The organism is Pseudomonas sp. NPDC090201 (assembly GCF_044746825.1).
Taxonomy (GTDB): Bacteria; Pseudomonadota; Gammaproteobacteria; order Pseudomonadales; family Pseudomonadaceae; genus Aquipseudomonas; species Aquipseudomonas putida_AD.
This window is the reverse complement of record NZ_JBIVCX010000001.1, coordinates 375864-400964: the sequence shown is the minus strand read 5'-3', so window position 1 is coordinate 400964 and position 25101 is coordinate 375864. Positions and strand designations below refer to the sequence as shown.

Here is a 25101-nt window from a genome sequence, read left to right as displayed (position 1 = left end):
TTACAGCCAGAGGTTTATCAGGCGCGCCCCGTGGCCGGGTTTGGCGCCCTTGAGCGCGGCGCTGATGGATTGTTCGGCGATGCTCTGGCCGTTGCGGCTGGCAAAGCTGTGACCGGCGCTGCCCTGGTCCCAGAACTGCCCGCGCATGAACACGCTGATGCCCGCGCGGGCGTTGCTGGTCGGTGCCAGCGCCAGGCGCTGCCAGGCCTGGCCTTCGGTCAAGGGTTGTGGCCCCAGATCGAGTTCGGCGGCCAGTGCCTGATGTTTGCCGCCTCGCCAGGGTTGGGACCAGCTGCCATTGCCCGCGACGAAAGCCGGCACGGCGATCAGCTCGGCACCGCTCTCGTTCAGGCGTGTGTAGTTTTGCGGGTACCAGCTGTCGGTGCCGATCAGGATGCCCAGGCGGCCGGCCGGTGTGTCGATCACAGTGAGCGTCTCGTCCTTGCCGGAGCGGATGTACCCGCGCTGGTACCAGCTTGGAAACAGCTGGCGCTGGGGCTGGCCGATGGGCAGTCCATCGCGACCGAATACGACGCTTGAGTTGTAGAGCGCACCGGTGCCGACTTTCAGCTCACCGTCCTGCACTTCGGGGTTGGGCAGCACGATGGAGCCCGCCACCAGGGTCACGCCGAATTCACGGGCCAGCCCGCCGAACACCGTCTGGTAATCGCGGGCCATGCTGCGGGATTTCATGCGCAGGTGGATGTCGTCCATGCGGTTCTCGCCACGGGCGTGAAACATCGCATCAAGAAACAGCAGCGGGTTGCTGAACGCCAGCCAGTTCATGGCTTCTTCGATGGTGGTCGACTGGTAGAACTGGGATTTTTCATCCACTGCGAACAGCCAGGTGCCGACATGCTCGGGCAGCACTACGATGGTTTTTGCGTTGATCAGCCCGTCATCCCGGGCCTGCTGCAGGTACGCCGCCAGCTTGCGGTGCAGGCGCTTGACGCTCGAATAATCGGACGCGAACAGCTCGGGCTGGATGCCCAGCAGGTTGCCGTTGTCGGCAGGTTCGCCGTCGTTGACCACCAGCTGGATGCGCAAATCGGTGAGGTAATGCCCGACATGCCGCTTGCTGGTCCACAGGCCGTAGCTGACCAGCAGGATGAGCAGCACGGTGAGGGCGAGTGAGCCGAGAACTTTGCGCATGTGGGGTGAAAGCAGACCTGAACGAGATGTTGAATGTGCGTGGCGCAAGCTGATGGCGACACCGCTGGCTGCGCCATTCTGGCATCAGCGCCGGGGTAAGGGAAATCCGACAGCGGCGCGCCAGGCTGAACGCTGCGTCGAAACCTGACCCGGCAGTTTCGACACGCGCTTGAAAGTGTCGGATGGCCATCCAGAAACGACATGAAAAATGTCGCATCCAGTCCATTTTACAGCGCTATCAGACTACAGATTCATTGCAGTCGCGGCGTATTGTGCCCGGGCTTTTGCATGCCGTGCGCTTGTCGCAATGACTGATCGAAGTGGACCAATTGTTTGATCCTGTTGCTTTGGAGAAGGGGGCCGTAAGGATAGCCAGGTAAGTATGAAGTTCGCCTGACGGTCAGTCGGCGCCCCGTCAAATACAGAGAATAACAACAATGAACAGCCTGGATTCCACCACCCCCGGCAGCCAGTTGGCGCAAGGGTTCAAGCCCCGCCACGTGACCATGCTCTCTATCGCCGGCATCATCGGCGCGGGTCTGTTCGTTGGCTCCGGCCACGCGATCGCCGCCGCCGGCCCCGCCACTATCCTGGCCTACATCTTTTCCGGATTGCTGGTCGTGCTGGTGATGCGCATGCTCGGCGAAATGGCCGTCGCCCGGCCCGACACCGGTTCCTTTTCCACCTACGCCGACCAGGCCATCGGCCGTTGGGCAGGCTTCACCATCGGCTGGCTCTACTGGTGGTTCTGGGTACTGGTCATTCCCATCGAAGCGCTGGCGGCAGGGCATGTGCTCAACGCCTGGTTTCCTGCGGTAGACGCCTGGCTGTTCGCGCTGCTGTCGATTGTCGCGCTGATGGCCACCAACCTGTTCAGTGTCGCCAAGTACGGCGAATTCGAATTCTGGTTCGCGATGATCAAGGTGACAGCGATCATCGCCTTCATCGGCCTGGGTTTTGCGGTGCTGATGGGCTGGGTGCCGGATCATCAGGTCGGCGGCCTTTCCCAGTTGATGAGTGAACACGGCGGCTTTGCGCCCAACGGTGCGTCGGCGGTGGTCGGTGCATTCATCACCATCATGTTCAGTTTCATCGGTACGGAGGCGGTGACCATCGCCGCTGCCGAATCCAGCGACCCGGCGCGCAACATCGCCAAGGCCACGCGGTCGGTGATCTGGCGCATCAGCGTGTTCTACCTGCTGTCGATCATGGTGGTGATTTCCGTGGTGCCGTGGAATGACCCGCTGCTCCCCACGGTCGGCTCCTACCAGCGCGCCCTTGAACTGATGAACATCCCCCATGCCGACCTGCTGGTGGACATGGTGGTGCTGGTCGCGGTGGCGAGCTGCATGAACTCCTCGATCTACATCGCCTCGCGCATGCTCTACTCCCTGGGCCGTCGCGGCGAAGCGCCGACAATCACCAAGGTGACGTCAGCGGTCGGCGTACCACGGGCGTCGGTGATCGCCAGCAGCGTGCTGGGCGTCATCGTCACGGTCATCAGCTATTTCGCACCGGCCGGGCTGTTTCAATTCTTGCTCGCCAGCTCCGGCGCCATCGCCTTGCTGGTCTATCTGGTGATCGCCATTTCCCAGCTGCGCATGCGCAAGCTGCTGTTGCGGCAGAACGTCGAACTGACCTTTCGCATGTGGTTTTTCCCCTGGCTGACCTGGCTGGTCATCGCGTTCATCGTCAGTGCGCTGGGCGTGATGCTGGTGACCCCCGAGCACCGCGCCGAAGTGACCTCCACCATTGGCCTGGCCCTGGTGATTTCCCTGATTGGCATCGTGGTGGCGCGTTCCCATGAGCGAGCGCCGGCCACCCGTGGTGCCACGCGATCAACCCCCGTTCAGGGGCAGGAGGCGCCGTAATGCCGCTGCACAGCGAAAACGCCGGCAAGACCCGGACGACCCAGTCGGTCAGCTTTCTGCTGCTGGACAACTTCACCCTGATTTCACTGGCCTCGGCGGTCGAGCCGCTGCGCATGGCCAATCAGTTGTCGGGGCGCGAGCTGTATCGCTGGCACACCCTGAGCCAGGACGGTAATCAGGTGTGGGCCAGCGATGGCCTGCCCATCACGCCGGATGCGTCCATCGCCCAGGCGCCGGCTTCCGACACGGTGATTGTCTGCGGCGGGGTGGGCATCCAGCGCGCGGTCAGCCGCGAACACATTCACTGGCTGCAGAACCAGGCCCGGCAGTCCCGGCGCCTGGGCGGCATTTGCACCGGCAGTTGGGCACTGGCCAGCGCCGGGCTGCTCAACGGTTTCGAATGCAGTGTGCATTGGGAATGCCTGGCGGCGATGCAGGAAGCCTTCCCGCGGGTGAGCGTCAACACCAGCCTGTTCACCCTGGACCGTGGCCGCTACACCAGCTCCGGTGGCACTGCGCCACTGGACATGATGCTGCACCTGATAGGCCGCGATCACGGCACCGAGCTGACCGCCGCGATTTCCGACATGTTCGTCTACGAGCGCATCCGCAACGAACAGGATCATCAGCGCGTGCCGCTCAAGCACACGCTGGGCACCCACCAGCCCAAGTTGCAGGAAATCGTGCAGTTGATGGAAGCCAACCTCGAAGAGCCCATCGACCTCGACGAGATGGCCGCCTACGTGGACGTTTCCCGACGCCAGTTGGAGCGGCTGTTCCAGAAGTACCTCAATTGCACGCCGTCGCGGTATTACCTCAAGTTACGGCTGATCCGGGCGCGGCAGTTGCTCAAGCAGACGTCCATCTCGATCATCGAGCTGGCGGCCGTGTGCGGTTTCGTCTCCACGCCGCACTTTTCCAAGTGTTACCGGGAATACTTCGGCATTCCGCCACGGGAGGAGCGCATGGGGCCCAGGACCGCCCAGCATGTGGCGCTGGTGCCGGTGCATCATCCCTCGGCGTTGTCGCCGCTGTCCCGGCCGCTGGAGGCACTGGATCAGGCGCGGGAGGAGTCGAGCTTTGCCAGCGTACAGCTTCAATAGAGAGCCGGGCGCTGCACATCAGGATCAATAAGTTGTCACTTTCAGTCATTGAGCGTGACTGAGGGGCTGTTTACTGTCTGCATCATGAGCAGGGCTATAGTTCAAGTCCCTGATTGAAACGACGGGTGTCACAGAACGCCCGCGCCTTCGTGATGAATCTGATGGAGTTTCTATGACAGCCCCTGTGTACCCGCATTTGCTGGCCCCGCTGGATCTGGGTTTCACCACGCTGCGCAACCGCACATTGATGGGCTCGATGCACACCGGCCTTGAGGAGAAGCCTGGTGGTTTCGAGCGCATGGCGGCGTATTTCGCCGAGCGCGCCCGTGGCGGCGTGGGCCTGATGGTCACCGGTGGAGTGGCGCCCAATGTCGAGGGCGGCGTGTATGCAGGCTCCGCCAAGCTGACCACCCCTGAAGAGGCTGAACATCACCGGATCGTGACCAAGGCGGTGCACGAGGCGGGCGGCAAGATCTGCATGCAGATCCTGCACACCGGTCGTTATGCCTACAGCCCCAAGCAGGTGGCACCGAGCGCGATCCAGGCGCCGATCAACCCGTTCAAGCCCAAGGAGCTGGACGAGGAGGGGATCGAGAAGCAGATTCAGGACTTCGTCACCTGCGCGACCCTGGCCCAGACCGCCGAATACGACGGCGTCGAGATCATGGGCTCGGAAGGCTATCTGATCAACCAGTTCCTGGTGGCCCACACCAACCACCGCACCGACCGTTGGGGCGGCAGCTACGAGAACCGCATGCGCCTGCCGGTGGAAATCGTGCGCCGGGTGCGTGAGGCGGTGGGCCGCAATTTCATCATCATCTATCGCCTGTCGATGCTCGATCTGGTCGAGGGTGGCAGCACCTGGGAAGAAGTGGTGCAACTGGCCAAGGCCATCGAGGCCGCTGGCGCCACGCTGATCAACACCGGCATCGGCTGGCACGAGGCGCGGATTCCGACCATCGCCACCAAGGTGCCGCGCGCCGCATTTGCCAAGGTCACGGCGAAGATGCGCGGTTCGGTGTCGATCCCGCTGATCACCACCAACCGGATCAACACCCCGGAAGTCGCCGAGCAGGTCCTGGCCCTGGGCGATGCGGACATGGTGTCCATGGCCCGTCCATTCCTGGCCGACCCCGAGTTCGTCAACAAGGCGGCCGCCGGGCGCAGTGACGAGATCAACACCTGCATCGGCTGCAACCAGGCCTGCCTGGACCACATCTTCGACGGCAAGCTGACCAGTTGCCTGGTCAACCCCCGTGCCTGTCATGAAACCGAACTCAACTACCTGCCGGTCACGCAGTTGAAAAAGATCGCCGTGATCGGCGCCGGGCCTGCGGGACTGGCTGCGGCCACTGTTGCCGCCGAGCGCGGGCATGCGGTGACGCTGTTCGATTCGGCCAGCGAGATTGGCGGCCAGTTCAACGTCGCCAAGCGAGTGCCGGGCAAGGAAGAGTTTTTCGAGACGCTGCGTTACTTCAAACGCAAGTTGGAAACCACGGGCGTCGATGTGCGTTTGAACACCCGGGTTGCGGTCGAGGATCTGCTGGGCAAAGGCTTTGACGAGGTGATTCTGGCCACGGGTATTGCCCCGCGTACTCCGGCGATCCCGGGCATCGACAATCCCAAGGTGCTGAGCTATCTGGACGTGATCCTGGAACGCAAGCCGGTGGGCAAGAGCGTGGCGGTGATCGGCGCGGGCGGTATCGGTTTCGACGTGTCGGAATTCCTCGTGCACCAGGGCGTGGCTACCAGCCTGGATCGCGACGCGTTCTGGGAAGAGTGGGGCATCGACGGCGCGCTGGAGGCTCGCGGCGGCGTGGCGGGGATCAAGCCCCACGGCCACAAGCCTGCGCGACAGGTGTTCCTGTTGCAGCGCAAGACCTCCAAGGTTGGCGACGGCCTGGGCAAGACCACCGGCTGGATTCACCGCGCGGGGCTAAAGAACAAGCACGTACAGATGCTCAACAGCGTCGAGTACCTGAAGATCGACGACGCCGGCTTGTACATCCGCATTGGTGCCGAGGGTGAAGAGAAGCTGCTGCCGGTGGACAACGTGGTGATTTGCGCCGGGCAGGATCCGCTGCGCGAACTCTACGATGGCTTGCAGGCGGCAGGGCAGAGCGTGCATCTGATTGGCGGCGCCGACGTCGCGGCCGAGCTGGATGCCAAGCGCGCGATCAACCAGGGTTCGCGATTGGCGGCAGAGTTGTAAACGTCACACGCATCACCGTAGCAGCACGGCTTGCCGGCGGGGGCGTACTTGAGATCGCCCCCGCCGGCAAGCCGGACTGCTACGGGACTGTGTAGAATTCGTCTTTCTTCGTTTTCCGCTGCCCTCGCCATGCTCCCCCAAGCCCCGCTGCAACCCCTCAACCTGCATTGGCTCACCGCCGCGGGCATCGACGTCGCGATCCTGCGTCTGGACCTGATCGATCCGCTCATCAGCGGCAACAAATGGTTCAAGCTCAAGCACCACCTCGCCGCCGCCAAGCAAGCAGGGGCCAAGGGCATCATCAGCCTGGGCGGCGCGCACTCCAATCACCTGCATGCCCTGGCTGCTGCCGGTCGGCGCTTTGGTTTCGAGACGGTTGGCCTGTTGCGGGGGCACCCGGTTGAAACTCCCACCGTGCTGGACTTGCAAGCGTTCGGGATGCAACTGCACTGGCTGGGTTACGCCGGGTATCGCGCTCGCCATGACGCTGATTTCTGGACGCCGTGGCGCGAGCGTTATCCACAGCTGTACCCGGTGCCGGAGGGCGGCGGCGGGCTGGACGGTGCGTTGGGCTGTGGGGAGATCGTCAGTCAGGCGCGCAGCCAATTGAGCGCGCTGGGCTGGGACGATTACCACGGCTGGTGGCTGGCCTGCGGCACGGGCACCACGTTGGCCGGGCTGGTGCTGGCCGAAGCTGGCCAACGCAGGGTCTACGGCGCGATGGCGGTGCCTGCCGACCATGGCGTGGATGTCAATGTGATGGGCATTCTGGGTATCGACAAGGGCGGCTACCAGCTGTTGGACGCCAGCCGCGGCGGGTTCGCGAAAATCGATCCGCAGCTGCTCGCATTCATCGCCGCCAGCGAGCACGAGAGCGGCGTGCCCCTTGAACCGTTGTACACCGGCAAGGCCTTGCTGGCGCTGTTCCAGGCGGTCCAGGCCGGGACGATTGCGAGAGGCACGCGGTTGATCTTCGTCCACACCGGCGGGTTGCAAGGCAAACGGGCCATCTGCGCTTGACGTCACCTCACAGCCCTGTGAAACGTCACTGACACCGGAACACCCTGTGGGAGCGGGCTTGCCCGCGAATGCGGTGGGCCAATGGCACCTGTTTCGCCTGACACTACGCCTTCGCGGGCAAGCCCGCTCCCACAGGGTTACAGTGACCGGATAGATTGCATTGGCATGAATCCTGCGGACTAGACACCCCGACAGGTCGGTCCTGAGTATGTCGGCGACACTTTTGGAGTCAGGCGGCTCGGGCGCTGTACCGATAATCGGGTATTCACTACGCACGCCGAGGTTTGCATGACCACTCCAGCCATCGAGCAGGTCGACCCTGCCACTTTGAGAAAAGTCATCGTTGCGGCGAGCATCGGCAATTTTGTCGAATGGTTCGACTTCGCGGTCTACGGTTTTCTCGCCACCACCATCGCCCAGGAGTTCTTTCCCAGCGGCGATGCCAGCGCGGCATTGCTCAAGACCTTCGCCGTGTTTGCCGTGGCCTTCGCCTTTCGGCCCTTGGGCGGGCTGTTCTTCGGCATGCTCGGTGACAAGATCGGCCGCAAGCGCACCCTGGCCTTCACCATCCTGCTGATGGCCGGGGCGACCACCATCATCGGCCTGTTGCCCACCTACGCCGCAATCGGGGTGATGGCGCCGATCCTGCTGACCATCATTCGCTGTGCCCAGGGCTTCTCCGCAGGCGGCGAATACGCCGGGGCCTGCGCCTACCTCATGGAGCACGCGCCGCGGGGCAAACGCGCCTGGTACGGCAGTTTCGTGCCGGTTTCGACCTTCGCCGCCTTTGCCTCTGCGGCGATCTTTGCCTACGCCCTGGAGGCCTCGCTCTCCACCGAAGCCATGAGCACCTGGGGCTGGCGCGTGCCGTTCCTGGTGGCTGCGCCGCTGGGGTTGGTCGGCCTGTACCTGCGCTGGAAGCTGGACGAAACCCCGGCGTTCCAGGCCGTCGCCGACGAGGATGCCGTGGCCCATTCGCCGCTCAGGGAAACCCTGCGCAACCACGGCGGTGCGATCTGTGCCCTGGGTGCGTTCATCTCGCTGACGGCGCTGTCGTTCTACATGTTCACCACCTACTTCGCGACGTACCTGCAGGTGGTGGGCGGCCTGAGCCGGGCCACGGCCTTGCTGGTGTCGCTGATCGCGTTGTTGTTCGCCGCCGCGATGTGCCCGGTGGCGGGCGCGTTTTCCGACAAGGTCGGGCGCCGGGCTACAGTGGTCACCGCCTGCGTCCTGCTGGCGGTGATGGTGTATCCGTCGTTCCTGATGGCCAGTTCCGGATCGTTCACAGGCTCGATCATCGGCGTGATGTTGCTGGCCACAGGGGCGGTGCTGTGCAACGTGGTGACGGCGGCGTTGTTGTCGGAGACCTTCCCGACCCGCACGCGCTACACCGCCTCGGCGATCACCTACAACATGGCATACACGATTTTCGGCGGCACCGCGCCGCTGATGGCGACCTGGCTGATCGGCGCCACCGGCAGCAACCTGGCGCCTGCGTTCTACCTGATTCTGGTGGCGCTGCTGGGGCTGGCAGGTGGCCTGGCGTTGAGGGAGACGTCGAAGGTTTCGCTGGATGAGGTCGAAAGTCTCGCCCATTCGCCAAGCGCTGCGCGTTCAGTGGCGTAACGCAGGCTTGTAGGAGCGCGCTTGCCCAGACCGATAGCCACCTCACATTGTTGTAACAAAACGTGGCACTGGCGCCCCAAAAAATGGCACATTGACTGCCCCTTGTGCCGCCGACATCTTTTGAAACCATCTCGCGCGCGGCATCTCAATCGTTCGATGGATGAACCTGATGGCCGTCACCAGCCCTTCGACCGCGACCGCCGCGGCCCCTCAAACCAGTCCGCTGGTCATGCGCATCATCGGTGCCGTGGCGCTGGCGCATTTGCTCAATGACCTGATCCAGTCGATCCTGCCGTCGATCTACCCGATGCTCAAGGCCTCCTACGGCCTGAGCTTCACCCAGGTCGGCCTGATCACCCTGACGTTCCAAGTCACCGCCTCCCTGCTGCAGCCGTGGGTTGGTTACTACACCGACCGTCACCCCAACCCGCTGGTGCTGCCGGTGGGTTCGCTGTGCATCCTGGGCGGTGTGCTGATGCTCGCCACCGTGGGCAGTTTCCCCTTGATCCTGCTGGCGGCGGGGCTGATTGGCATCGGTTCCTCGACCTTCCACCCTGAGGCCTCGCGGATTGCGCGGCTGGCCTCCGGCGGGCGCTTTGGCCTGGCGCAATCGAGCTTCCAGGTGGGCGGCAACAGTGGTTCGGCGATTGGTCCGTTGCTGGCGGCGGCGATCATCATTCCGTTCGGTCAGGGCCACATCGCGTACTTCGCCCTGATCGCACTGTTCTCGGTGGGCCTGCTGTACGCCATCAGCCGCTGGTACAAGAAGCACCTGGCGCTGTTCAAGCTCAAGGCCGGCCAGGCTGCGACCCACGGCCTGTCCAAAGGCCGCGTCACCAGTGCGTTGGTGGTGCTGGCGCTGCTGGTGTTCTCCAAGTATTTCTACATGGCCAGTTTCACCAGCTACTTCACCTTCTTCCTGATCGACAAATTCCAACTGTCGGTGGCCAGCTCGCAACTGCACCTGTTCATGTTCCTGGCGGCGGTGGCGGCGGGCACCTTCTTTGGCGGACCGATTGGCGACAAGATCGGGCGCAAGGCGGTGATCTGGTTCTCGATCCTGGGGGTCGCCCCGTTCACCATCGCGCTGCCCTACGCCGACCTGTTCTGGACCAGCGTGTTGAGCGTGATCGTCGGTTTCATCCTGGCGTCGGCGTTTTCGGCCATCGTCGTGTATGCGCAGGAGCTTGTGCCAGGCAACGTCGGCATGATCGCCGGGATCTTCTTCGGCCTGATGTTCGGCTTCGGCGGCATCGGCGCGGCGCTGCTCGGGCATCTGGCTGACCTCTACGGTATCGTCTACGTCTACACCCTGTGCTCGTTCCTGCCGCTGTTCGGGGTGCTGGCGATTCTGCTGCCGCGCACCAAACCCAAACCTTCCGTACGAACCTGAACCTGAACCTGACCTTCATGCTGACAGCGTTTCTGATCTTTCTGGCCACCATCACCCTGGTGATCTGGCAACCCAAGGGGCTGGGCGTCGGCTGGAGTGCGACCTTCGGGGCGGTACTGGCCTTGCTGTTCGGCGTGGTGCACCTCTCGGACATCCCGCAGGTCTGGCACATCATCTGGAACGCGACCGGCACCTTCATCGCGCTGATCATCATCAGCCTGTTGCTCGATGAGGCCGGTTTCTTCAACTGGTCGGCGCTGCATGTGGCGCGATGGGGCAGGGGCCGGGGGCGCTGGCTGTTTGCGTTCATCGTGCTACTGGGGGCGCTGGTTTCGGCGCTGTTCGCCAACGATGGTGCGGCGCTGATCCTCACGCCCATCGTCATGTCGATGCTGCTGGCACTGCGTTTCTCCAAGGCGACCACCCTAGCGTTCGTCATGGCTGCCGGGTTCATCGCAGATACCGCCAGCCTGCCGCTGGTGGTGTCGAACCTGGTGAACATCGTTTCTGCGGACTATTTCGGCATTGGCTTCAACCGCTATGCCTCGGTCATGGTGCCGGTGAACCTGGTCAGCGTGGCGGCGACGCTGCTGGTGCTGCTGCTGTTCTTCCGCCGCGACATTCCCAAGACCTTCGACGCCTCGCAACTGGCCGACCCTGTTTCGGCCATTCACGACCGTGCGACCTTCATCGCCGGTTGGTGGGTGCTGGGGATTCTGCTGGTGGGCTGCTTTGCCCTGGAGCCGCTGGGCATTCCCATCAGCGCGATCTCCGCCGTGTGCGCGGCGATCCTGCTGGGCATCGCTGCCAAGGGCCACAAGATTTCCACGCGCAAGGTGATGAAAGAAGCGCCGTGGCAGATCGTGATTTTCTCCCTGGGCATGTACCTGGTGGTCTACGGGCTGCGCAACGAGGGCATGACCACCTATCTGGCCGGCTGGCTGGATCGCTTTGCCGAGCACGGGCTGTGGGGCGCGGCCATGGGCACCGGGGTGCTGACGGCGCTGCTGTCGTCGGTGATGAACAACCTGCCGACGGTGCTGATCGGGCTGCTCTCCATCGACGCAAGCCAGGCCCACGGGCCGTTGCAGGAGGCGATGATCTACGCCAACGTCATCGGCAGCGACCTCGGGCCGAAGATCACGCCGATCGGCAGCCTGGCGACCTTGCTCTGGTTGCATGTGCTGGCGCGCAAGGGCGTGAGCATCGGCTGGGGTTATTACTTCCGGGTCGGCATCGTGCTGACCTTGCCGGTGCTGCTCATCACACTGGCGGCGCTGGTACTGCGGTTGAGTCTGTAGCAGGGGCTCGGTCGGCAACGGCGGGCCACTGATCCGGGACCAGAAACACTCGCTGGGCCTCTTCCCAATGGCCGTCGGGATGCGGCGTGAGGCGTACCAGAAGTTGCGCCGGTGATCTGGGTTCGAGTTGTTGCAGCCACTGGGCGAACACCTCGCTGCTCCACGGCAGGTCGTCGCGCGATGGCCCCAACCAGGCGTGGCGGGGCAACTGTTGCCAGCGTGCGGACGGGTGTTGCGCGGCGAAGCGGGGCCAGTCCTTGTGATGCAGCCACTGCCCGCGCAGATGATCGGGGTGGGCACCTTCGGGCGGTTGCGGGCTATCGCACCACGGGTAGAACAGATAACCGCCCAGCCACAATTCGGCACTGAAGGATTCGATGCCCAGTGCTGCCAGTGCCTGACGGCTTTCCTCGCGCGCCGAGATCGGCAACTGATGCTGGTTCAGGTGCGCCAGTTTCAGATCCAGCCGGTCATGGCTGCCGGGGCCGAACCAGTGGGCGCTGTCCCGGCCATCGGCGCCGGCCAGGCCCAAATAGAACTTGATCGCCAGTTCCACATGATGGATGCCGTCACGGTCACGCAGCAGCATGTCCAGCTCGCCCAGGGTCTGGCCTTCGGCGCGGATTGGCAGGTTGGCGGCGAGCATCTCAACGCCCGGCGCGTGGGTGATCGCGAACTGCCAGAGGCGTTCGTAATACAGCCCCAGGCGGCGGATCGAGCTGCGCGACAGCCATTGGAGCAGGGCGCTGTTGTCCTGATCCAGAGCGTGCAGGAACGCCTCCAGCGCCTGAGGCTGCGTGACCCAGTCACTGGCGCTGAGCGGGTGGCGCTGCGGCCATTGAGTGGTGGCCAGCATCGGCGGCGAGAGAATGACCCAGGCCAGATCCCGCACCTGGGGCGTGCGCAGTTGGTGGGGCAGGGGGGAGAGGGTAGGGAATGGGTTCATCTGCAGAGGATAGCAGCCACCTCCGGTACGTTTTGGGCTACAACCCTGGTCCCGTAGCAGCACGGCTTGCCGGCGGGGACGTATTCAAGATCGCTCCCGCGGGCAAGCCCTGCTGCTACGGGGATTGCAACGGATTCAGGCATCATTTGCCGCTATCGACCCCATCGCCCATAATCGCTTTCTTTACACGTATCGACCCTGCGGGAGCCCCATGGAGCAATTTCGTAATATCGGCATCATCGGTCGCCTGGGCAGTTCCCAGGTGCTGGAGACCGTCCGCCGACTCAAGAAATTCCTGATGTCGCGGCACCTGCATGTGATCCTCGAAGACACCATCGCCGAAGTCCTGCCTGGCCACGGCCTGCAGACGTCCTCGCGCAAGATGCTGGGCGAGGTCTGCGACATGGTCATCGTGGTCGGCGGCGACGGTAGCCTGCTGGGCGCGGCCCGGGCGCTGGCCAAGCACAACGTGCCGGTGCTGGGGATCAACCGCGGCAGCCTGGGCTTTCTGACCGACATCCGCCCCGACGAGCTGGAAGTGAAGGTCGCCGAGGTGCTGGACGGTCACTACCTGGTGGAAAACCGCTTCCTGCTCCAGGCCGAAGTGCGCCGCCACGGCGAAGCCATCGGCCAGGGCGACGCGCTCAACGACGTGGTGCTGCACCCCGGCAAATCCACGCGCATGATCGAATTCGAGATCTACATCGACGGCCAGTTCGTCTGCAGCCAGAAGGCCGACGGGCTTATTGTGGCCACGCCGACCGGCTCCACGGCCTATGCGCTGTCGGCGGGCGGGCCGATCATGCACCCCAAACTGGACGCCATCGTCATCGTGCCGATGTATCCGCACACACTTTCTGGCCGGCCAATTGTCGTCGACGGCAACAGTGAGCTGAAAATCGTTGTCTCAAAGGACATGACGATTTATCCACAGGTCTCCTGCGATGGACAAAACCACTTCACCTGCGCACCGGGTGACACCGTGACGGTCAAGAAAAAGCCCCAGAAACTGCGCCTGATCCACCCGCTCGACCACAACTACTACGAAGTCTGCCGGACCAAACTCGGTTGGGGCAGTCGGCTCGGCGGCGGGAGCGACTGATGCTCGATCCCGCGCGTAGCTACGATCTGATCGGTGACGTGCATGGATGTGCCCAGACCCTTGAGCACTTGCTCGACACCCTTGGTTACCGTTTTCAGGCCGGCGTATGGCGCCACCCTGAACGCATCGCCCTGTTCCTGGGCGACATCATCGACCGCGGCCCGCGGATTCGCGAGGCGCTGCACATCGTTCACGACATGGTCGTGGCCGGTCACGCGTTCTGCATCATGGGCAACCATGAGTTCAACGCCCTGGGCTGGGAAACCCCTGCGCCGCCCGAGAGCGGCAAACAGTTCGTGCGCGAACACACGCCGCGCCATGCCCGCCTGCTCGGCGAAACGCTGGCGCAGTTCGACCAGCACCCCGGCGACTGGAAAGATTTCCTCAACTGGTTCTACGAGCTGCCGCTGTTCATCGACGCCGAACGTTTCCGGCTGGTGCACGCCTGCTGGGACGCCAGCCTGATCGAACCGCTGCGCAGCGCCCATGGCGACGGCCGCATCGACCAGCATTTCGTCCAGGCCTCGGCGCTGCCGGGCAGTTTCGCCAGCGCGGTGTTCGACCGTCTGCTGCGCGGCACCGACATGCGCCTGCCCCACGGCATGACGCTGACCGGCGGTGACGGCCTGACGCGGGCCTCGTTCCGTACCAAATTCTGGGAAGACGACCCGCAGACCTACGGCGATGTAGTGTTCCAGCCCGACGCGCTGCCGGAGCCGGTGGCCAAGCGGCCGCTCTCGGACACCGAGAAAAACGCGCTGCTGCGCTATGGCATCGACCAGCCGTTGCTGTTCGTCGGCCATTACTGGCGCAGCGGCGTTCCCGCGCCGATCCGCCCCAACCTTGCGTGCCTGGACTACAGCGCGGTGCTGTACGGCAAGCTGGTGGCCTACCGCCTGGATCAGGAAAGCGTCATCGATCCGGGCAAGTTCGTCTGGGTTGACGTCAAGCGCCCGGAGACGGCCCAGTGAAGCCGGTCGTGGCATTACGGTTGCCCCTCAACACCGACCTGAACGGCTTCGTCGAATTGCTCCGGCGCCTCAACGTGCCCCATCGGGTCAGCGAGGAGGCCGGCGAGCAAGTGCTCTGGGTGCCGGACGCAGGCACGCTGGTCGCGGATATCGGCGAGCTTTATCGGCAATATCCCCAGGGTGATCCCACGGCGCAGTTGCCCCCGGGCCGGGAGCTTGTGGCGAGCAGCCGGCCCAGCCCCCTGATGCAGGTGCGCAGCGCCCCGATGACGGTGGCGATTCTGCTGCTGTGCGCGATCGTTGCCGGCGTCACGCTGCTGGGCGACAACCTCGACGCCCTGAGCTGGCTGACCTTCAACGATTTCCGCGTCAGCGGCAACTACGTCATGTTCACCCCGCTGGACGTGTCGCTGGCGGCGGGGCAGTGGTGGCGGATCATCTCGCCCATGCTGATCCACTTCGGCCTCCTGCACCTGGTGATGAACGCCCTGTGGTTCTGGGAGCTTGGGCGGCGAATCGAAGTGCGCCAGGGCCGCTGGACATTGCTGGGCCTGACCCTGGTGTTCGCAGCGTTTTCCAACTACGTGCAGTATTTCTGGAGCGGCCCGACGCTGTTTGGCGGGCTGTCCGGCGTGCTCTATGCCTTGCTGGGGCATTGCTGGATCTACCAACTGCTGGCGCCCGGCGCGCTCTATCGCCTGCCGCGCGGCACCCTGGGCATGATGCTGATCTGGCTGGTGGTGTGCATGTCCGGCGTGGTCGGGCTGCTGGGGTTTGGCGAGATCGCCAACGGTGCCCATGTCGGCGGCCTGATCGTCGGTTGTGCAACAGGTCTTGTGGGCGGTGCATTAGCGCGCCGTAAACATTAAAATCGCCCGCTTAATTCTGGGAGAACCCAATGTCCTCTTTTGTCGAAATGATCGAAAACATCACCCCGGACATCTACGAAAGCCTGAAACTGGCGGTGGAAATCGGCAAGTGGTCCGATGGCCGCAAGCTGACTCAGGAACAACGTGAGCTGTCGCTGCAGGCGCTGATCGCCTGGGAAGTGCGCAACGTGCCCGAAGAGCAGCGCATCGGCTACATGGGCCCGCAGGAATGTGCCTCCAAGTCGGCGCCGGTGCCGAACATCCTGTTCAAGTCGGATGCCATCCATTGATTGAAATCGGTCGCGGCTCCGTCAACAAAATGTCTGCGCGGCTCGATGCCTCGCGGGTCGAATATGCGTTTCGCCTGGGCGATGCGCAGATCCCGGTCAACCCGCTGATCGGCAAGACCGTGCGCCTGGAATATCTGGGCGCGATCCATTGCAGCCACTGCGGTCGCAAGACCAAGACCAGTTTCAGCCAGGGTTATTGCTACCCCTGCATGCAGAAGCTGGCGCAGTGCGACGTGTGCATCATGAGCCCGGAAAAATGCCACCACGAACACGGCACCTGCCGTGAGCCGAGCTGGGGCGAGCAGTTCTGCATGACCGACCACGTGGTCTACCTGGCCAACTCCTCGGGCGTGAAGGTCGGCATCACCCGCGCCACCCAGTTGCCAACCCGCTGGCTGGACCAGGGTGCAAGCCAGGCGCTGCCCATCGTGCGCGTCTCGACCCGCCAGCAATCGGGCTTCGTCGAAGACCTGTTCCGCAGCCAGGTGGCTGACCGCACCAACTGGCGCGCGCTGCTTAAAGGCGATGCGCCATCGGTTGACCTGACGGCCATTCGTCAGCAATTGTTCGAGTCTTGCGCCCAGGGCATTGCCGATCTGCAGGCGCGTTTCGGGCTGCAGGCGATCCAGTTGCTCGACGACGTGGCGCCCATCGAGATTCAGTACCCGGTCCAGGCGTATCCCGCCAAGATCGTCAGCTTCAACCTGGACAAGGATCCCATCGCCGAAGGCACGTTGCTGGGGATCAAGGGTCAATACCTGATCTTCGACACCGGCGTGATCAACATTCGCAAGTACACGGCCTACCAGCTCGCCGTGCATCACTAAGGACAGCATCATGCGTACCGAACAGCCGAAAATGATCTACCTGAAGGATTACCAGGCGCCTGAGTACCTCATCGACGAGACGCACCTGACCTTCGAATTGTTCGACGACCACACCCTGGTCCACGCGCAACTGGTCATGCGCCGCAACCCGGAACGGGGCCCAGGCCTGCCACCGCTGGTGCTGGATGGCCAACAGCTGGAGCTGCTGTCGGTCAAGCTGGCCGACGTCGATCTGGCATCGGGCGACTACGTCCTGACGCCGGACAACCTGACTGTGCAGCCGGCGACAGAGACTTTCACCCTGGACACCAGCGTGAAGATCCATCCGGAAACCAACACCGCGCTGGAAGGCCTGTACAAGTCCAGCGGCATGTTCTGCACCCAGTGCGAGGCCGAGGGTTTCCGCAAGATCACCTATTACCTCGACCGTCCGGACGTGATGAGCAGCTTCACCACGACCGTGATCGCCGACAAGCAGGACTTCCCGATCCTGCTGTCCAACGGCAACCCGGTTGATGCCGGTCCTTCCGACGACGGCCGTCACTGGATCACCTGGGAAGACCCGTTCAAGAAGCCTGCCTACCTGTTCGCGCTGGTGGCGGGCGACCTGTGGTGCATCGAAGACACCTTCACCACCATGACCGAGCGCAAGGTCACGCTGCGCATTTACGTCGAGCAGGAAAACATCGACAAGTGCCAGCACGCCATGGACAGCCTGAAGAAGTCCATGCGCTGGGACGAGGAGGTCTACGGCCGCGAATACGACCTGGACATCTTCATGATCGTGGCGGTGAACGACTTCAACATGGGCGCCATGGAGAACAAGGGCCTCAACATCTTCAACTCCAGCGCCGTGCTGGCCCGCGCCGAAACCGCGACCGACGCCGCCCACCAGCGCGTCGAAGCCATCGTCGCCCACGAGTATTTCCACAACTGGTCGGGCAACCGCGTGACTTGCCGCGACTGGTTCCAGTTGTCGCTCAAGGAAGGCTTCACCGTATTCCGTGACTCGGGCTTCTCGGCCGACATGAACTCGGCCACGGTCAAGCGCATCCAGGACGTTGCCTACCTGCGCACCCACCAGTTTGCCGAAGACGCCGGCCCCATGGCCCACGCCGTTCGTCCGGACAGCTTCATCGAGATTTCCAACTTCTACACCCTGACCGTGTACGAAAAGGGCTCGGAAGTGGTCGGCATGATCCACACCCTGCTGGGCGCCGATGGCTTCCGCAAGGGCAGCGACCTGTACTTCGAGCGCCATGACGGCCAGGCCGTGACCTGCGACGATTTCGTCAAGGCCATGGAAGACGCCAACGGCATCGACCTGACCCAGTTCAAGCGTTGGTACTCGCAAGCGGGCACGCCACGCCTGAGCGTGACCGATGCCTACGACGCAGCGGCCAAGACCTACAGCCTGACCTTCCGCCAAAGCGCGCCGACCACCCCCGGCCAGCCTGGCGAGGAGAAAAAGCCGTTCGTGATCCCGGTATCCATGGGCCTGCTGGACCCACAGGGCCGCGAAATCGCGTTGCGTCTGCAGGGCGAGTCGTCGGCATCCGGCACTTCGCGGGTGATTTCGGTCACCGAAGCCGAACAGACCTTCACCTTCGTCGATATCGCCGAGCAGCCGCTCCCATCGTTGCTGCGTGGCTTCTCGGCGCCGGTCAAACTGAGCTTCCCGTACAACCGCGACCAGTTGATGTTCCTGATGCAGCACGACAGCGACGGTTTCAACCGTTGGGATGCCGGGCAGCAGTTGTCGGTTCAGGTGTTGCAGGAGCTGATCGCCCAGCATCAGAAGGGCGAGGCTTTGGTGCTGGATCAGCGTCTGATCACGGCGCTCGGTACTGTGCTGGCTGACGAGTCGCTGGATCAGGCCATGGTCGCGGAAATGCTGTCGTTGCCGGGCGAGGCCTACCTCACCGAAATCAGTGAAGTGGCCGATGTCGATGCGATCCATGCTGCCCGCGAGTTCACCCGTCAGCAACTGGCGAACAGCCTGAGCGACGCGCTGTGGAAGCGTTATCAGGCCAACCGCGAGCTGTCGAAAAACACCGCTTACGTCGCCGAGTCCGAGCACTTCGCCCGCCGTGCGTTGCAGAACATTGCCTTGTCCTACCTGATGCTGAGCGGCAAGCCTGAAGTACTGACAGCCGCCATCGACCAGTTCGACATCGCCGACAACATGACCGAGCGCCTGACCGCGCTGGCCGTGCTGGTCAACTCGTCGTTCGAAGACGAGAAGGCCAAGGCACTGGCCGTGTTCGCCGAGAACTTCAAGGACAACGCGCTGGTCATGGATCAGTGGTTCAGCGTCCAGGCGGCCAGCGCCTTGCCGGGCGGTCTGGGCCGCGTGAAAGCGTTGATGCAGCACCCGGCCTTCACCATGAAGAACCCGAACAAGGTGCGCGCACTGATCGGCGCGTTCGCCGGGCAGAACCTCATCAACTTCCATGCGGCGGACGGTTCGGGCTATCGCTTCCTGGCTGATCTGGTCATCGAGCTGAACGGCTTCAACCCGCAGATCGCCTCGCGCCAACTGGCACCGCTGACCCGCTGGCGCAAGTACGACGATAAACGTCAGGGCCTGATGAAGGCCGAGCTGGAGCGCATCCTCGCCTCCGGTCCGCTGTCGCCTGATGTCTATGAAGTGGTGAGCAAGAGTCTGGCGTGATCCACGTCTGACGCAGTGACCAGAGGGCCGCCCGGGCAAACGGGCGGCCCTTTTTTCTGCGCGAATGGTTTGTAGGATCGGTCCGTCAGCGCGCGTTTAGGTTTCACACAGGATCAGTGGGAGAGGGCTGGCAGAACCATCCTGCGTGCGCGTTCATTCTTTACACCCTCTTTGAAACGGTGCGGAGTGGCTGATGAACGGATGTAGAACGCTGGCGGTAATGGGCCTTGCGCTGCTGGTGCAGGATGCAGCCGCCGACGCGAAGGTGACTGAGGAACAGGGCTTTCAACTGGGTCAGGTGGCAGTCAGCCTGGGGTTGGGTCTGCTCAGTGGCCAGGCACAGGAGAAGGTGTACGACACTGATGACGGCAAGAAAATCAGCCAGTTGAACTGGGACCTCAAGCAGATTCCCACACTGCACCTGGGGCTGACTTATGATCCGCTGGACTGGCTGTCCCTCGAAGCCCGGGGCTGGACCCAGATCACCAAGGGCGACGGGCACATGAAGGACTATGACTGGTCGGGCGATGAAGGCGAGAGTTGGAGCGACTATTCCGATCACCCCAACACCCGCGTACAGAAGGCCTGGCAAGCAGAAGTGGCAGCCACCGCCTGGGCGTTGAAGCGCGATGATCTGGCAGTAGGGGTGATGCTGGGTTATCAGCGCACGCAACTAGGCTGGCAGGCTCGCGGTGGTCGTTACGTCTATTCAGAGTACGATTTCCGGGACTCGACCGGGGAGTTTCCACGGGGCGAGAAAGGCGTCAGTTATCAACAGACCTACGACACGCCTTATATCGGGCTGGTCGGCATCTACAACTACCGGGCCTGGACCCTCGAAGGGCGGTTCAAGTACAGCCAGTGGGTCAAGGCCCGGTCATTCGATACGCACCACATGCGCAGCCTGACCGTTGCCGGGAACAACGGCAACACCGGCCAGATGCAGAGCCTGGCGCTGGGTGCGTCTTATCAGGTCAGTCCGCAGCTTGCGGTGAAGGCGGGTGTCGATTATCAGGTGCATGCTGAGGCCAAGGGCAGTACGCGGTATACGGATCTGGAGAGCGGCCAGAGCTACCACTTCGGCGGCAAGTCAGGATCACAGGCGAGCAGGACGGTGTTGTCCAGCCTGGCGGTGGATTATCGGTTCTAGGCAGGGTTCTCCAGGGAGTTGTGGGTGTATCGAGAATCACCGTTCAACACGGATCCGTAGGAGCGCGCTTGCCCGCGATGGCGGTGGGTCAGGCACCTCTGAGGCGTCTGGTCCGGCGCATTCGCGGGCAAGCGCGCTCCTACAAAGACCGGTGCGGAGCATGTGCCGGCGGGGGCGATCTGGAGGGCACCACAGCCAATAAACGAAAAACCACCCGAAGGTGGTTTTTTGAACATCACTCGCCGCGATACACGCAACCGCTGGTGCAGGTCTCGTGGATGCGAATGGCCGACAATTCAGGCAACAAAGGCTTGAGCTCGTTCCAGATCCACTTCACCAGCACTTCGCTGGTCGGGTTTTCCAGGCCTGGAATGTCGTTGAGGTAGTTGTGGTCAAGACGCTCGTACAGCGGCTTGAAGATGGTCTTGATTTCCGAGAAGTCGCGGATCCAGCCAGTATGCGGATCCGGCTCGCCCTGCAGGTAGATCGCTACCCGGAAGGAGTGACCATGCAGTCGGCCGCACTTGTGGCCCTCAGGAACGTGAGGAAGGCGGTGGGCGGATTCGAACGTAAATTCTTTGAAGATTTCCACGGTAGTAAGAGCCTTGAAAAGTGGCGATCGCCAGGGCGATAGATGCAGCCGACGAGTTTACCAGCAAAGGTTTGTCCAGGGGCAGGCAAAACCTGACCGCCTGGTTAGATCAGTGCGTCCATTCGCTCCGAAAGCTTGCCGCTGTCCACCAGGTCGATGAATTCATCACCCAGCCTGCGGCTCTGTTCCATCGCGGTGCGCCAGTAACGCTGGCGCTCCGGGTCCTTGCCCACGAAGCGCTTGAAGTCGCTGCGGTCTGGCAGTTTGCCGAAGGGCAGGGTCGACAGATAATCGGCAGAGGGTGCCAGCAGCACCACATCCTGCAGGCGGTCCAGGTCCCCACGGCGCCACGGCAGGGTCTTGTCGAACCAGCCGGGGATGATTTTGTCGGTGAAATGCGGGTAGAGCACGATGTCGCTGCCGCTGTAGGGCAGGTCCAGGTGATAGTCCAGCAGGCCGCCGTCGCGGAAGGTCCCGGGCCCTGCACCGGGAATGTCCATCACGCCCTGCATCACCATGGGAATCGAACCCGAGGCCAGCAACGCCTGGCGCAGATTGCCGACGTCCAGAGGCAGGCAGCGCGACGGGAAGTCCGTCAGGGCCGACAGTGGTGGCGCCAGGCGGGCATCGTGCATGATCAGGCGTTCGAAGTGCCGGGACAAACGCGCGCGCCCCAGCAGGTTGTTGGCGATCACCGAGCCCAGGCCCAGCCCCAGGCCGCCGCGATGATCCAGCGCCAGCAGCCCGTGGCTCTTCACGATCATGATGTTGAGCCGGTAATAGGGGTTGCTCAACACACTGGCATCGCGGCCCTCAAGCAGGTCGTCGAGCATCTTCACGGAACTGCTGCTGACCTCAGCCATGGTCACGCCCTTGGCGAAGCTCTGCTCGTTGTAGAGCTTGCCCAGCCGCTCGATGCCTTGCACAGGGTCGGGCAGGCAGGCGCTGGCAAACCGCCAGGAACCGATGGACGCACCGATCAGCGAACGCTCGCGCGGGGCCCGTGGCAGCCATTCGCCGAACAGCGCCAGGTCCAGGCCCTGAATCCCCAGTGCCTTGGGGCCGCCTGCGGCGCCGGGAATGATGGCAACGTCCGCTGGCGCGAGGCCTCGGTCGCGAATCCGCGCCATGGCGCGTTTGCCGGCCTTGATCGTCAGTGCGCGGGATTTGATCTGAATCGCGCTCATGTGTACTCCGTGGTTGAGCAGGCGTTGATTATATCCACTGGTCAGTGCTCAAGGGCGAACCAGATCCCTGACCAGGGTGATGGCAGGTGGCCAGAGAATTCAGCTTCAATTAAGTTCGGATGTTTATCGTGAATTCCGTAAACACGCTGAACCCAAAACGGAGAAACACCATGAAGACCTTTACTGCCTTTTTCACTGCTGCTGCCCTCGCCGTCACCGCCGGTTACGTTCAAGCCAAGGATCTTGGCCCGGATCAGGCGCTCAAGCTGCGCGATGCAGGTACTATTCAGTCTTTCGAGAAACTCAATGCTGCGGCGCTGGCCAAACACCCCAATGCCACCATTACCGACACCGAGCTGGAAGAGCACTATGGCAAGTACGTTTATCAGGTCGACCTGCGCGACGCCCAGGGTGTCGAATGGGATGTCGAAGTTGACGCTGTCAGCGGCCAGGTACTCAAGGATCATCAGGACAAGTGATGATCGCCAGTAAGCGTCCCGCCGAGTGCCTCGTTTATTGCGTGCTCGCAAGCTGCGTGGTCCTGGCTTCGGCCGTCTGCACGGCGCGGGACCTGAATCAGGACCAGGCGCTGGAGCTTCGGCGCAAGGGCGTGATCCTGCCGCTGGAGCAGTTCATCGAACAGGCACTGGGACGCTATCCCGGCTCCAGGTTGCTGGAGGCGGAGCTGGAAGAGAAACATGATCGGCTGGTCTACGAGATCGAGCTGTTGACGGTGGATCACGTGGTTCGCGAATTGAAATTCGATGCCCGTGACAGCCGCTTGCTGGAAGACAAGGAAGATGATTGATGCGTCTGCTATTGGTTGAAGACAACGTACCCCTGGCCGATGAGCTGGTCGGCACTCTGAACCGGCAGGGGTACGCGGTTGACTGGCTCGCCGATGGCCGCGACGCGATTCACCAGGGGGCTAGCGAGCCCTATGACCTGATCGTGCTGGACCTCGGTCTGCCCGGCGTCCCGGGGCTTGAGGTGCTGCAGAAGTGGCGCGCCGGGGGCCTGTCGACGCCGGTGCTGATCCTCACCGCCCGGGGTTCCTGGGCCGAGCGCATCGAAGGCCTCAAGGCCGGTGCCGATGATTACCTGACCAAACCCTTTCACCCCGAAGAACTGCAATTGCGTATCCAGGCGTTGCTGCGCCGCGCCCGTGGCCTTGCCAATCAGCCGACGCTGGAGTCTGCCGGCCTTCACCTGGACGAAGGTCGACAGTGCGTCACCCGCGAGGGCGAAGAGATTCAGCTCACCGCCGCCGAGTTCCGCCTGCTGCGCTACTTCATGCTGCACCCTGAACAGATCCTCTCCAAGAGCCATTTGGCCGAGCATCTGTACGACGGCGAAAACGAACGCGACTCCAACGTCATCGAAGTCCACGTCAACCATCTGCGCCGCAAGCTTGGGCGCGGCGTCGTCGAGACCCGGCGCGGCCAGGGCTACCGGTTCGGCGGGGCAGGGGGGTGAGATCCATCCAGCGGCGCCTGAGCCTGGGCCTTGTCAGCGTGCTGCTCATCATCGGCCTGGTGCTGGCGCAGATCAGCCTGTGGCTGTTTGAGGTCGGCCTGCAACGCTACCTCGAATCCGGCCTGCGCAATGACAGCGAACTGCTGCTGGTGGCTATCGTTCGAGGGCCCAACGGTCTGCAACTGGACGAGCATCGCCTGTCGCCGGGCTATCAGCGGCCGTATTCGGGTCACTACTTTCGCATCGACTTCGACGGCGGCCACTGGCGTTCGCGCTCGCTGTGGGATCTTGAACTGCCACAGCCCGAGCAGCCTGGCCTGCATGCCGACCTGAAGCTTGAGAAGAGCAGGCAGTCGCTGCTGGTGCTGCACAGCGAGTACCGCAAGTTCGGCCAGAAGATTTCCATTACTGTCGCCCAGGATTACTCGCCGGTGAAGGCGAGTTTTGCGCTGGTTCAGCGAATCGGCCTGGCCCTGGGCCTGGCGGGACTGATCCTGATTCTGGTGCTCCAGCGAATGACCGTGCGCCGTGCTCTGCGCCCGCTGGATACGGCCCGCGAGCAGATTCAGCAACTGCAACAGGGCCAGCGATCCCAGCTCGACGAACAGGTGCCCCTTGAACTTGAGCCGCTGGTGGCGCAGATCAACCACCTGCTGGCCCACACCGAGGACAGCCTCAAGCGCTCACGCAACGCGTTGGGCAATCTGGGGCATGCCCTCAAGACACCGCTGGCCGTACTGTTGAGTCTGGCCGAAGGTCAGAAGCTTCAAGCCCACCCGCAACTGCGCGCCACGCTGCGTGAGCAACTGACACACATTCAGCAGCGGCTGGAACGCGAACTCAACCGCGCTCGTCTTTCGGGCGATGCCTTGCCGGGGGGGCGTTTCGAGGCTGATGTCGAGTTGACGGGTTTGTTCTCGACCTTGCGCATGGTGCACGGCGAACACCTGGAGCTGAACAATCACGTCACGCCGGGGCTGGTCCTGCCCTGGGATCGGGAAGACATTCTCGAGATGCTGGGCAACCTGCTGGACAACGCCTGCAAGTGGGCCGACAGCAGCGTCTGCCTGTGCATCACTCAGGAGGAGAACGGCTTCTGTCTGCTGATCGACGATGACGGTCCGGGTATTCCCGTCGAGCGACGCGAGGATGTGCTGGGGCGCGGCAATCGCCTGGATGAACAGGTGACCGGGCATGGCCTGGGACTCGGCATCGTCAAGGACATCGTCGAGTCCTGGGGTGGCCGGATCCAACTGCTGGAAAGCCCGCTGGGCGGCTTGCAGGTGCGCATCGATCTGCCCGAGCGCCAGGCCCTGTCTCAATCCCCAGTCTGAAG

At 63.0% G+C, this 25101-nt stretch carries 22 protein-coding genes; 18 read left to right on the top strand and 4 right to left on the bottom strand.

The genetic code is table 11. The features are described 5' to 3' along the window. Entirely contained in the window at positions 1-1152 is a 1152-nt protein-coding gene (locus ACIPOO_RS01780) for a nitrilase-related carbon-nitrogen hydrolase (RefSeq protein WP_400604008.1), read from the bottom strand. 437 nt (positions 1153-1589) lie between these two features. Between ACIPOO_RS01780 and ACIPOO_RS01775 the strand changes: the two genes are divergently transcribed. The 7 genes from ACIPOO_RS01775 (at position 1590) to ACIPOO_RS01745 (ending at position 11681) form a co-directional block, all read left to right on the top strand. Further along, entirely contained in the window at positions 1590-3023 is a 1434-nt protein-coding gene (locus ACIPOO_RS01775; protein WP_400604006.1) for an amino acid permease, read from the top strand. Next, positions 3023-4126: a GlxA family transcriptional regulator gene (locus ACIPOO_RS01770; RefSeq protein WP_400604004.1), complete on the top strand. Its 1104-nt coding sequence runs from the start codon at positions 3023-3025 to the stop codon at positions 4124-4126. The genes ACIPOO_RS01775 and ACIPOO_RS01770 overlap by 1 nt, the downstream gene beginning before the upstream one ends. Before the next feature lie 172 nt (positions 4127-4298). Then, on the top strand, positions 4299-6338 hold the full coding sequence (locus tag ACIPOO_RS01765; protein WP_400604002.1) for an FAD-dependent oxidoreductase: 2040 nt from the start codon (positions 4299-4301) through the stop codon (positions 6336-6338). Between the two features lie 129 nt (positions 6339-6467). Further along, positions 6468-7358, top strand: coding sequence for a 1-aminocyclopropane-1-carboxylate deaminase/D-cysteine desulfhydrase (locus ACIPOO_RS01760; protein WP_400604000.1), 891 nt, complete (start codon positions 6468-6470; stop codon positions 7356-7358). A 288-nt stretch (positions 7359-7646) separates the two neighbouring features. Then, positions 7647-8987, top strand: a complete 1341-nt coding sequence (locus tag ACIPOO_RS01755; RefSeq protein ID WP_400603998.1) for an MFS transporter — start codon at positions 7647-7649, stop codon at positions 8985-8987. A gap of 169 nt (positions 8988-9156) precedes the next feature. Then, the gene (locus ACIPOO_RS01750) at positions 9157-10380 is read left to right on the top strand and encodes an MFS transporter (protein ID WP_274136141.1); all 1224 of its coding nucleotides are present in this window, start codon (positions 9157-9159) and stop codon (positions 10378-10380) included. Positions 10381-10397: 17 nt separating this feature from the next. Then, complete coding sequence (locus ACIPOO_RS01745; protein ID WP_274136142.1) at positions 10398-11681, top strand: arsenic transporter; 1284 nt, start codon at positions 10398-10400, stop codon at positions 11679-11681. Here ACIPOO_RS01745 and ACIPOO_RS01740 read toward each other — a convergent pair. Further along, entirely contained in the window at positions 11644-12627 is a 984-nt protein-coding gene (locus tag ACIPOO_RS01740; protein WP_400603995.1) for a DUF1853 family protein, read from the bottom strand. The two genes, ACIPOO_RS01745 and ACIPOO_RS01740, sit on opposite strands and share 38 nt — an antisense overlap. A 211-nt stretch (positions 12628-12838) precedes the next feature. On the opposite strand from ACIPOO_RS01740, the gene ACIPOO_RS01735 reads away from it, so the two are divergent. From ACIPOO_RS01735 to ACIPOO_RS01705, 7 genes are all read left to right on the top strand, one after another. Then, positions 12839-13729, top strand: coding sequence for an NAD(+) kinase (locus ACIPOO_RS01735; RefSeq protein WP_274136145.1), 891 nt, complete (start codon positions 12839-12841; stop codon positions 13727-13729). Further along, the gene (locus ACIPOO_RS01730) at positions 13729-14700 is read left to right on the top strand and encodes a metallophosphoesterase (protein ID WP_400603993.1); all 972 of its coding nucleotides are present in this window, start codon (positions 13729-13731) and stop codon (positions 14698-14700) included. Before ACIPOO_RS01735 ends, ACIPOO_RS01730 begins: the two co-directional genes overlap by 1 nt. Continuing rightward, positions 14697-15569 carry a rhomboid family intramembrane serine protease gene (locus ACIPOO_RS01725; RefSeq protein ID WP_400603991.1) on the top strand — a complete coding sequence of 291 codons (873 nt, stop codon included), beginning with the start codon at positions 14697-14699 and terminating at the stop codon, positions 15567-15569. Before ACIPOO_RS01730 ends, ACIPOO_RS01725 begins: the two co-directional genes overlap by 4 nt. Positions 15570-15598: 29 nt before the next feature. After that, complete coding sequence (locus ACIPOO_RS01720; protein ID WP_062380693.1) at positions 15599-15859, top strand: YeaC family protein; 261 nt, start codon at positions 15599-15601, stop codon at positions 15857-15859. Continuing rightward, positions 15856-16686, top strand: a complete 831-nt coding sequence (locus ACIPOO_RS01715) for a DUF2797 domain-containing protein (protein WP_274136148.1) — start codon at positions 15856-15858, stop codon at positions 16684-16686. Before ACIPOO_RS01720 ends, ACIPOO_RS01715 begins: the two co-directional genes overlap by 4 nt. A 10-nt stretch (positions 16687-16696) precedes the next feature. After that, positions 16697-19360, top strand: coding sequence for an aminopeptidase N (gene pepN, locus ACIPOO_RS01710; RefSeq protein ID WP_400603988.1), 2664 nt, complete (start codon positions 16697-16699; stop codon positions 19358-19360). A 193-nt stretch (positions 19361-19553) separates the two neighbouring features. Next, on the top strand, positions 19554-20510 hold the full coding sequence (locus tag ACIPOO_RS01705; RefSeq protein WP_400603986.1) for an omptin family outer membrane protease: 957 nt from the start codon (positions 19554-19556) through the stop codon (positions 20508-20510). A 235-nt stretch (positions 20511-20745) separates the two neighbouring features. Here the strand turns inward: ACIPOO_RS01705 and queD are convergent, their stop codons facing one another. Both queD and ACIPOO_RS01695 read right to left on the bottom strand, forming a co-directional pair. Beyond that, positions 20746-21102 (bottom strand): 6-carboxytetrahydropterin synthase QueD, encoded by a 357-nt coding sequence (queD, locus tag ACIPOO_RS01700; protein WP_274136153.1) that lies wholly within the window; start codon positions 21100-21102, stop codon positions 20746-20748. Between the two features lie 104 nt (positions 21103-21206). Beyond that, on the bottom strand, positions 21207-22289 hold the full coding sequence (locus tag ACIPOO_RS01695; RefSeq protein ID WP_400603984.1) for a patatin-like phospholipase family protein: 1083 nt from the start codon (positions 22287-22289) through the stop codon (positions 21207-21209). 170 nt (positions 22290-22459) lie between these two features. Here ACIPOO_RS01695 and ACIPOO_RS01690 point away from each other — a divergent pair, with 170 nt between their 5' ends. The 4 genes from ACIPOO_RS01690 to ACIPOO_RS01675 are packed head-to-tail and all read left to right on the top strand — an operon-like array spanning position 22460 to position 25099. After that, positions 22460-22768 (top strand): PepSY domain-containing protein, encoded by a 309-nt coding sequence (locus ACIPOO_RS01690; RefSeq protein WP_400603982.1) that lies wholly within the window; start codon positions 22460-22462, stop codon positions 22766-22768. Continuing rightward, a complete protein-coding gene (locus ACIPOO_RS01685; RefSeq protein ID WP_274136159.1) occupies positions 22768-23097 on the top strand; it encodes a PepSY domain-containing protein in 330 nt (109 codons plus the stop codon). Before ACIPOO_RS01690 ends, ACIPOO_RS01685 begins: the two co-directional genes overlap by 1 nt. Then, a complete protein-coding gene (locus ACIPOO_RS01680; protein ID WP_400603979.1) occupies positions 23097-23765 on the top strand; it encodes a response regulator transcription factor in 669 nt (222 codons plus the stop codon). Before ACIPOO_RS01685 ends, ACIPOO_RS01680 begins: the two co-directional genes overlap by 1 nt. Next, the gene (locus ACIPOO_RS01675) at positions 23762-25099 is read left to right on the top strand and encodes a sensor histidine kinase (RefSeq protein WP_400603977.1); all 1338 of its coding nucleotides are present in this window, start codon (positions 23762-23764) and stop codon (positions 25097-25099) included. The genes ACIPOO_RS01680 and ACIPOO_RS01675 overlap by 4 nt, the downstream gene beginning before the upstream one ends. Positions 25100-25101 lie beyond the last annotated feature (2 nt).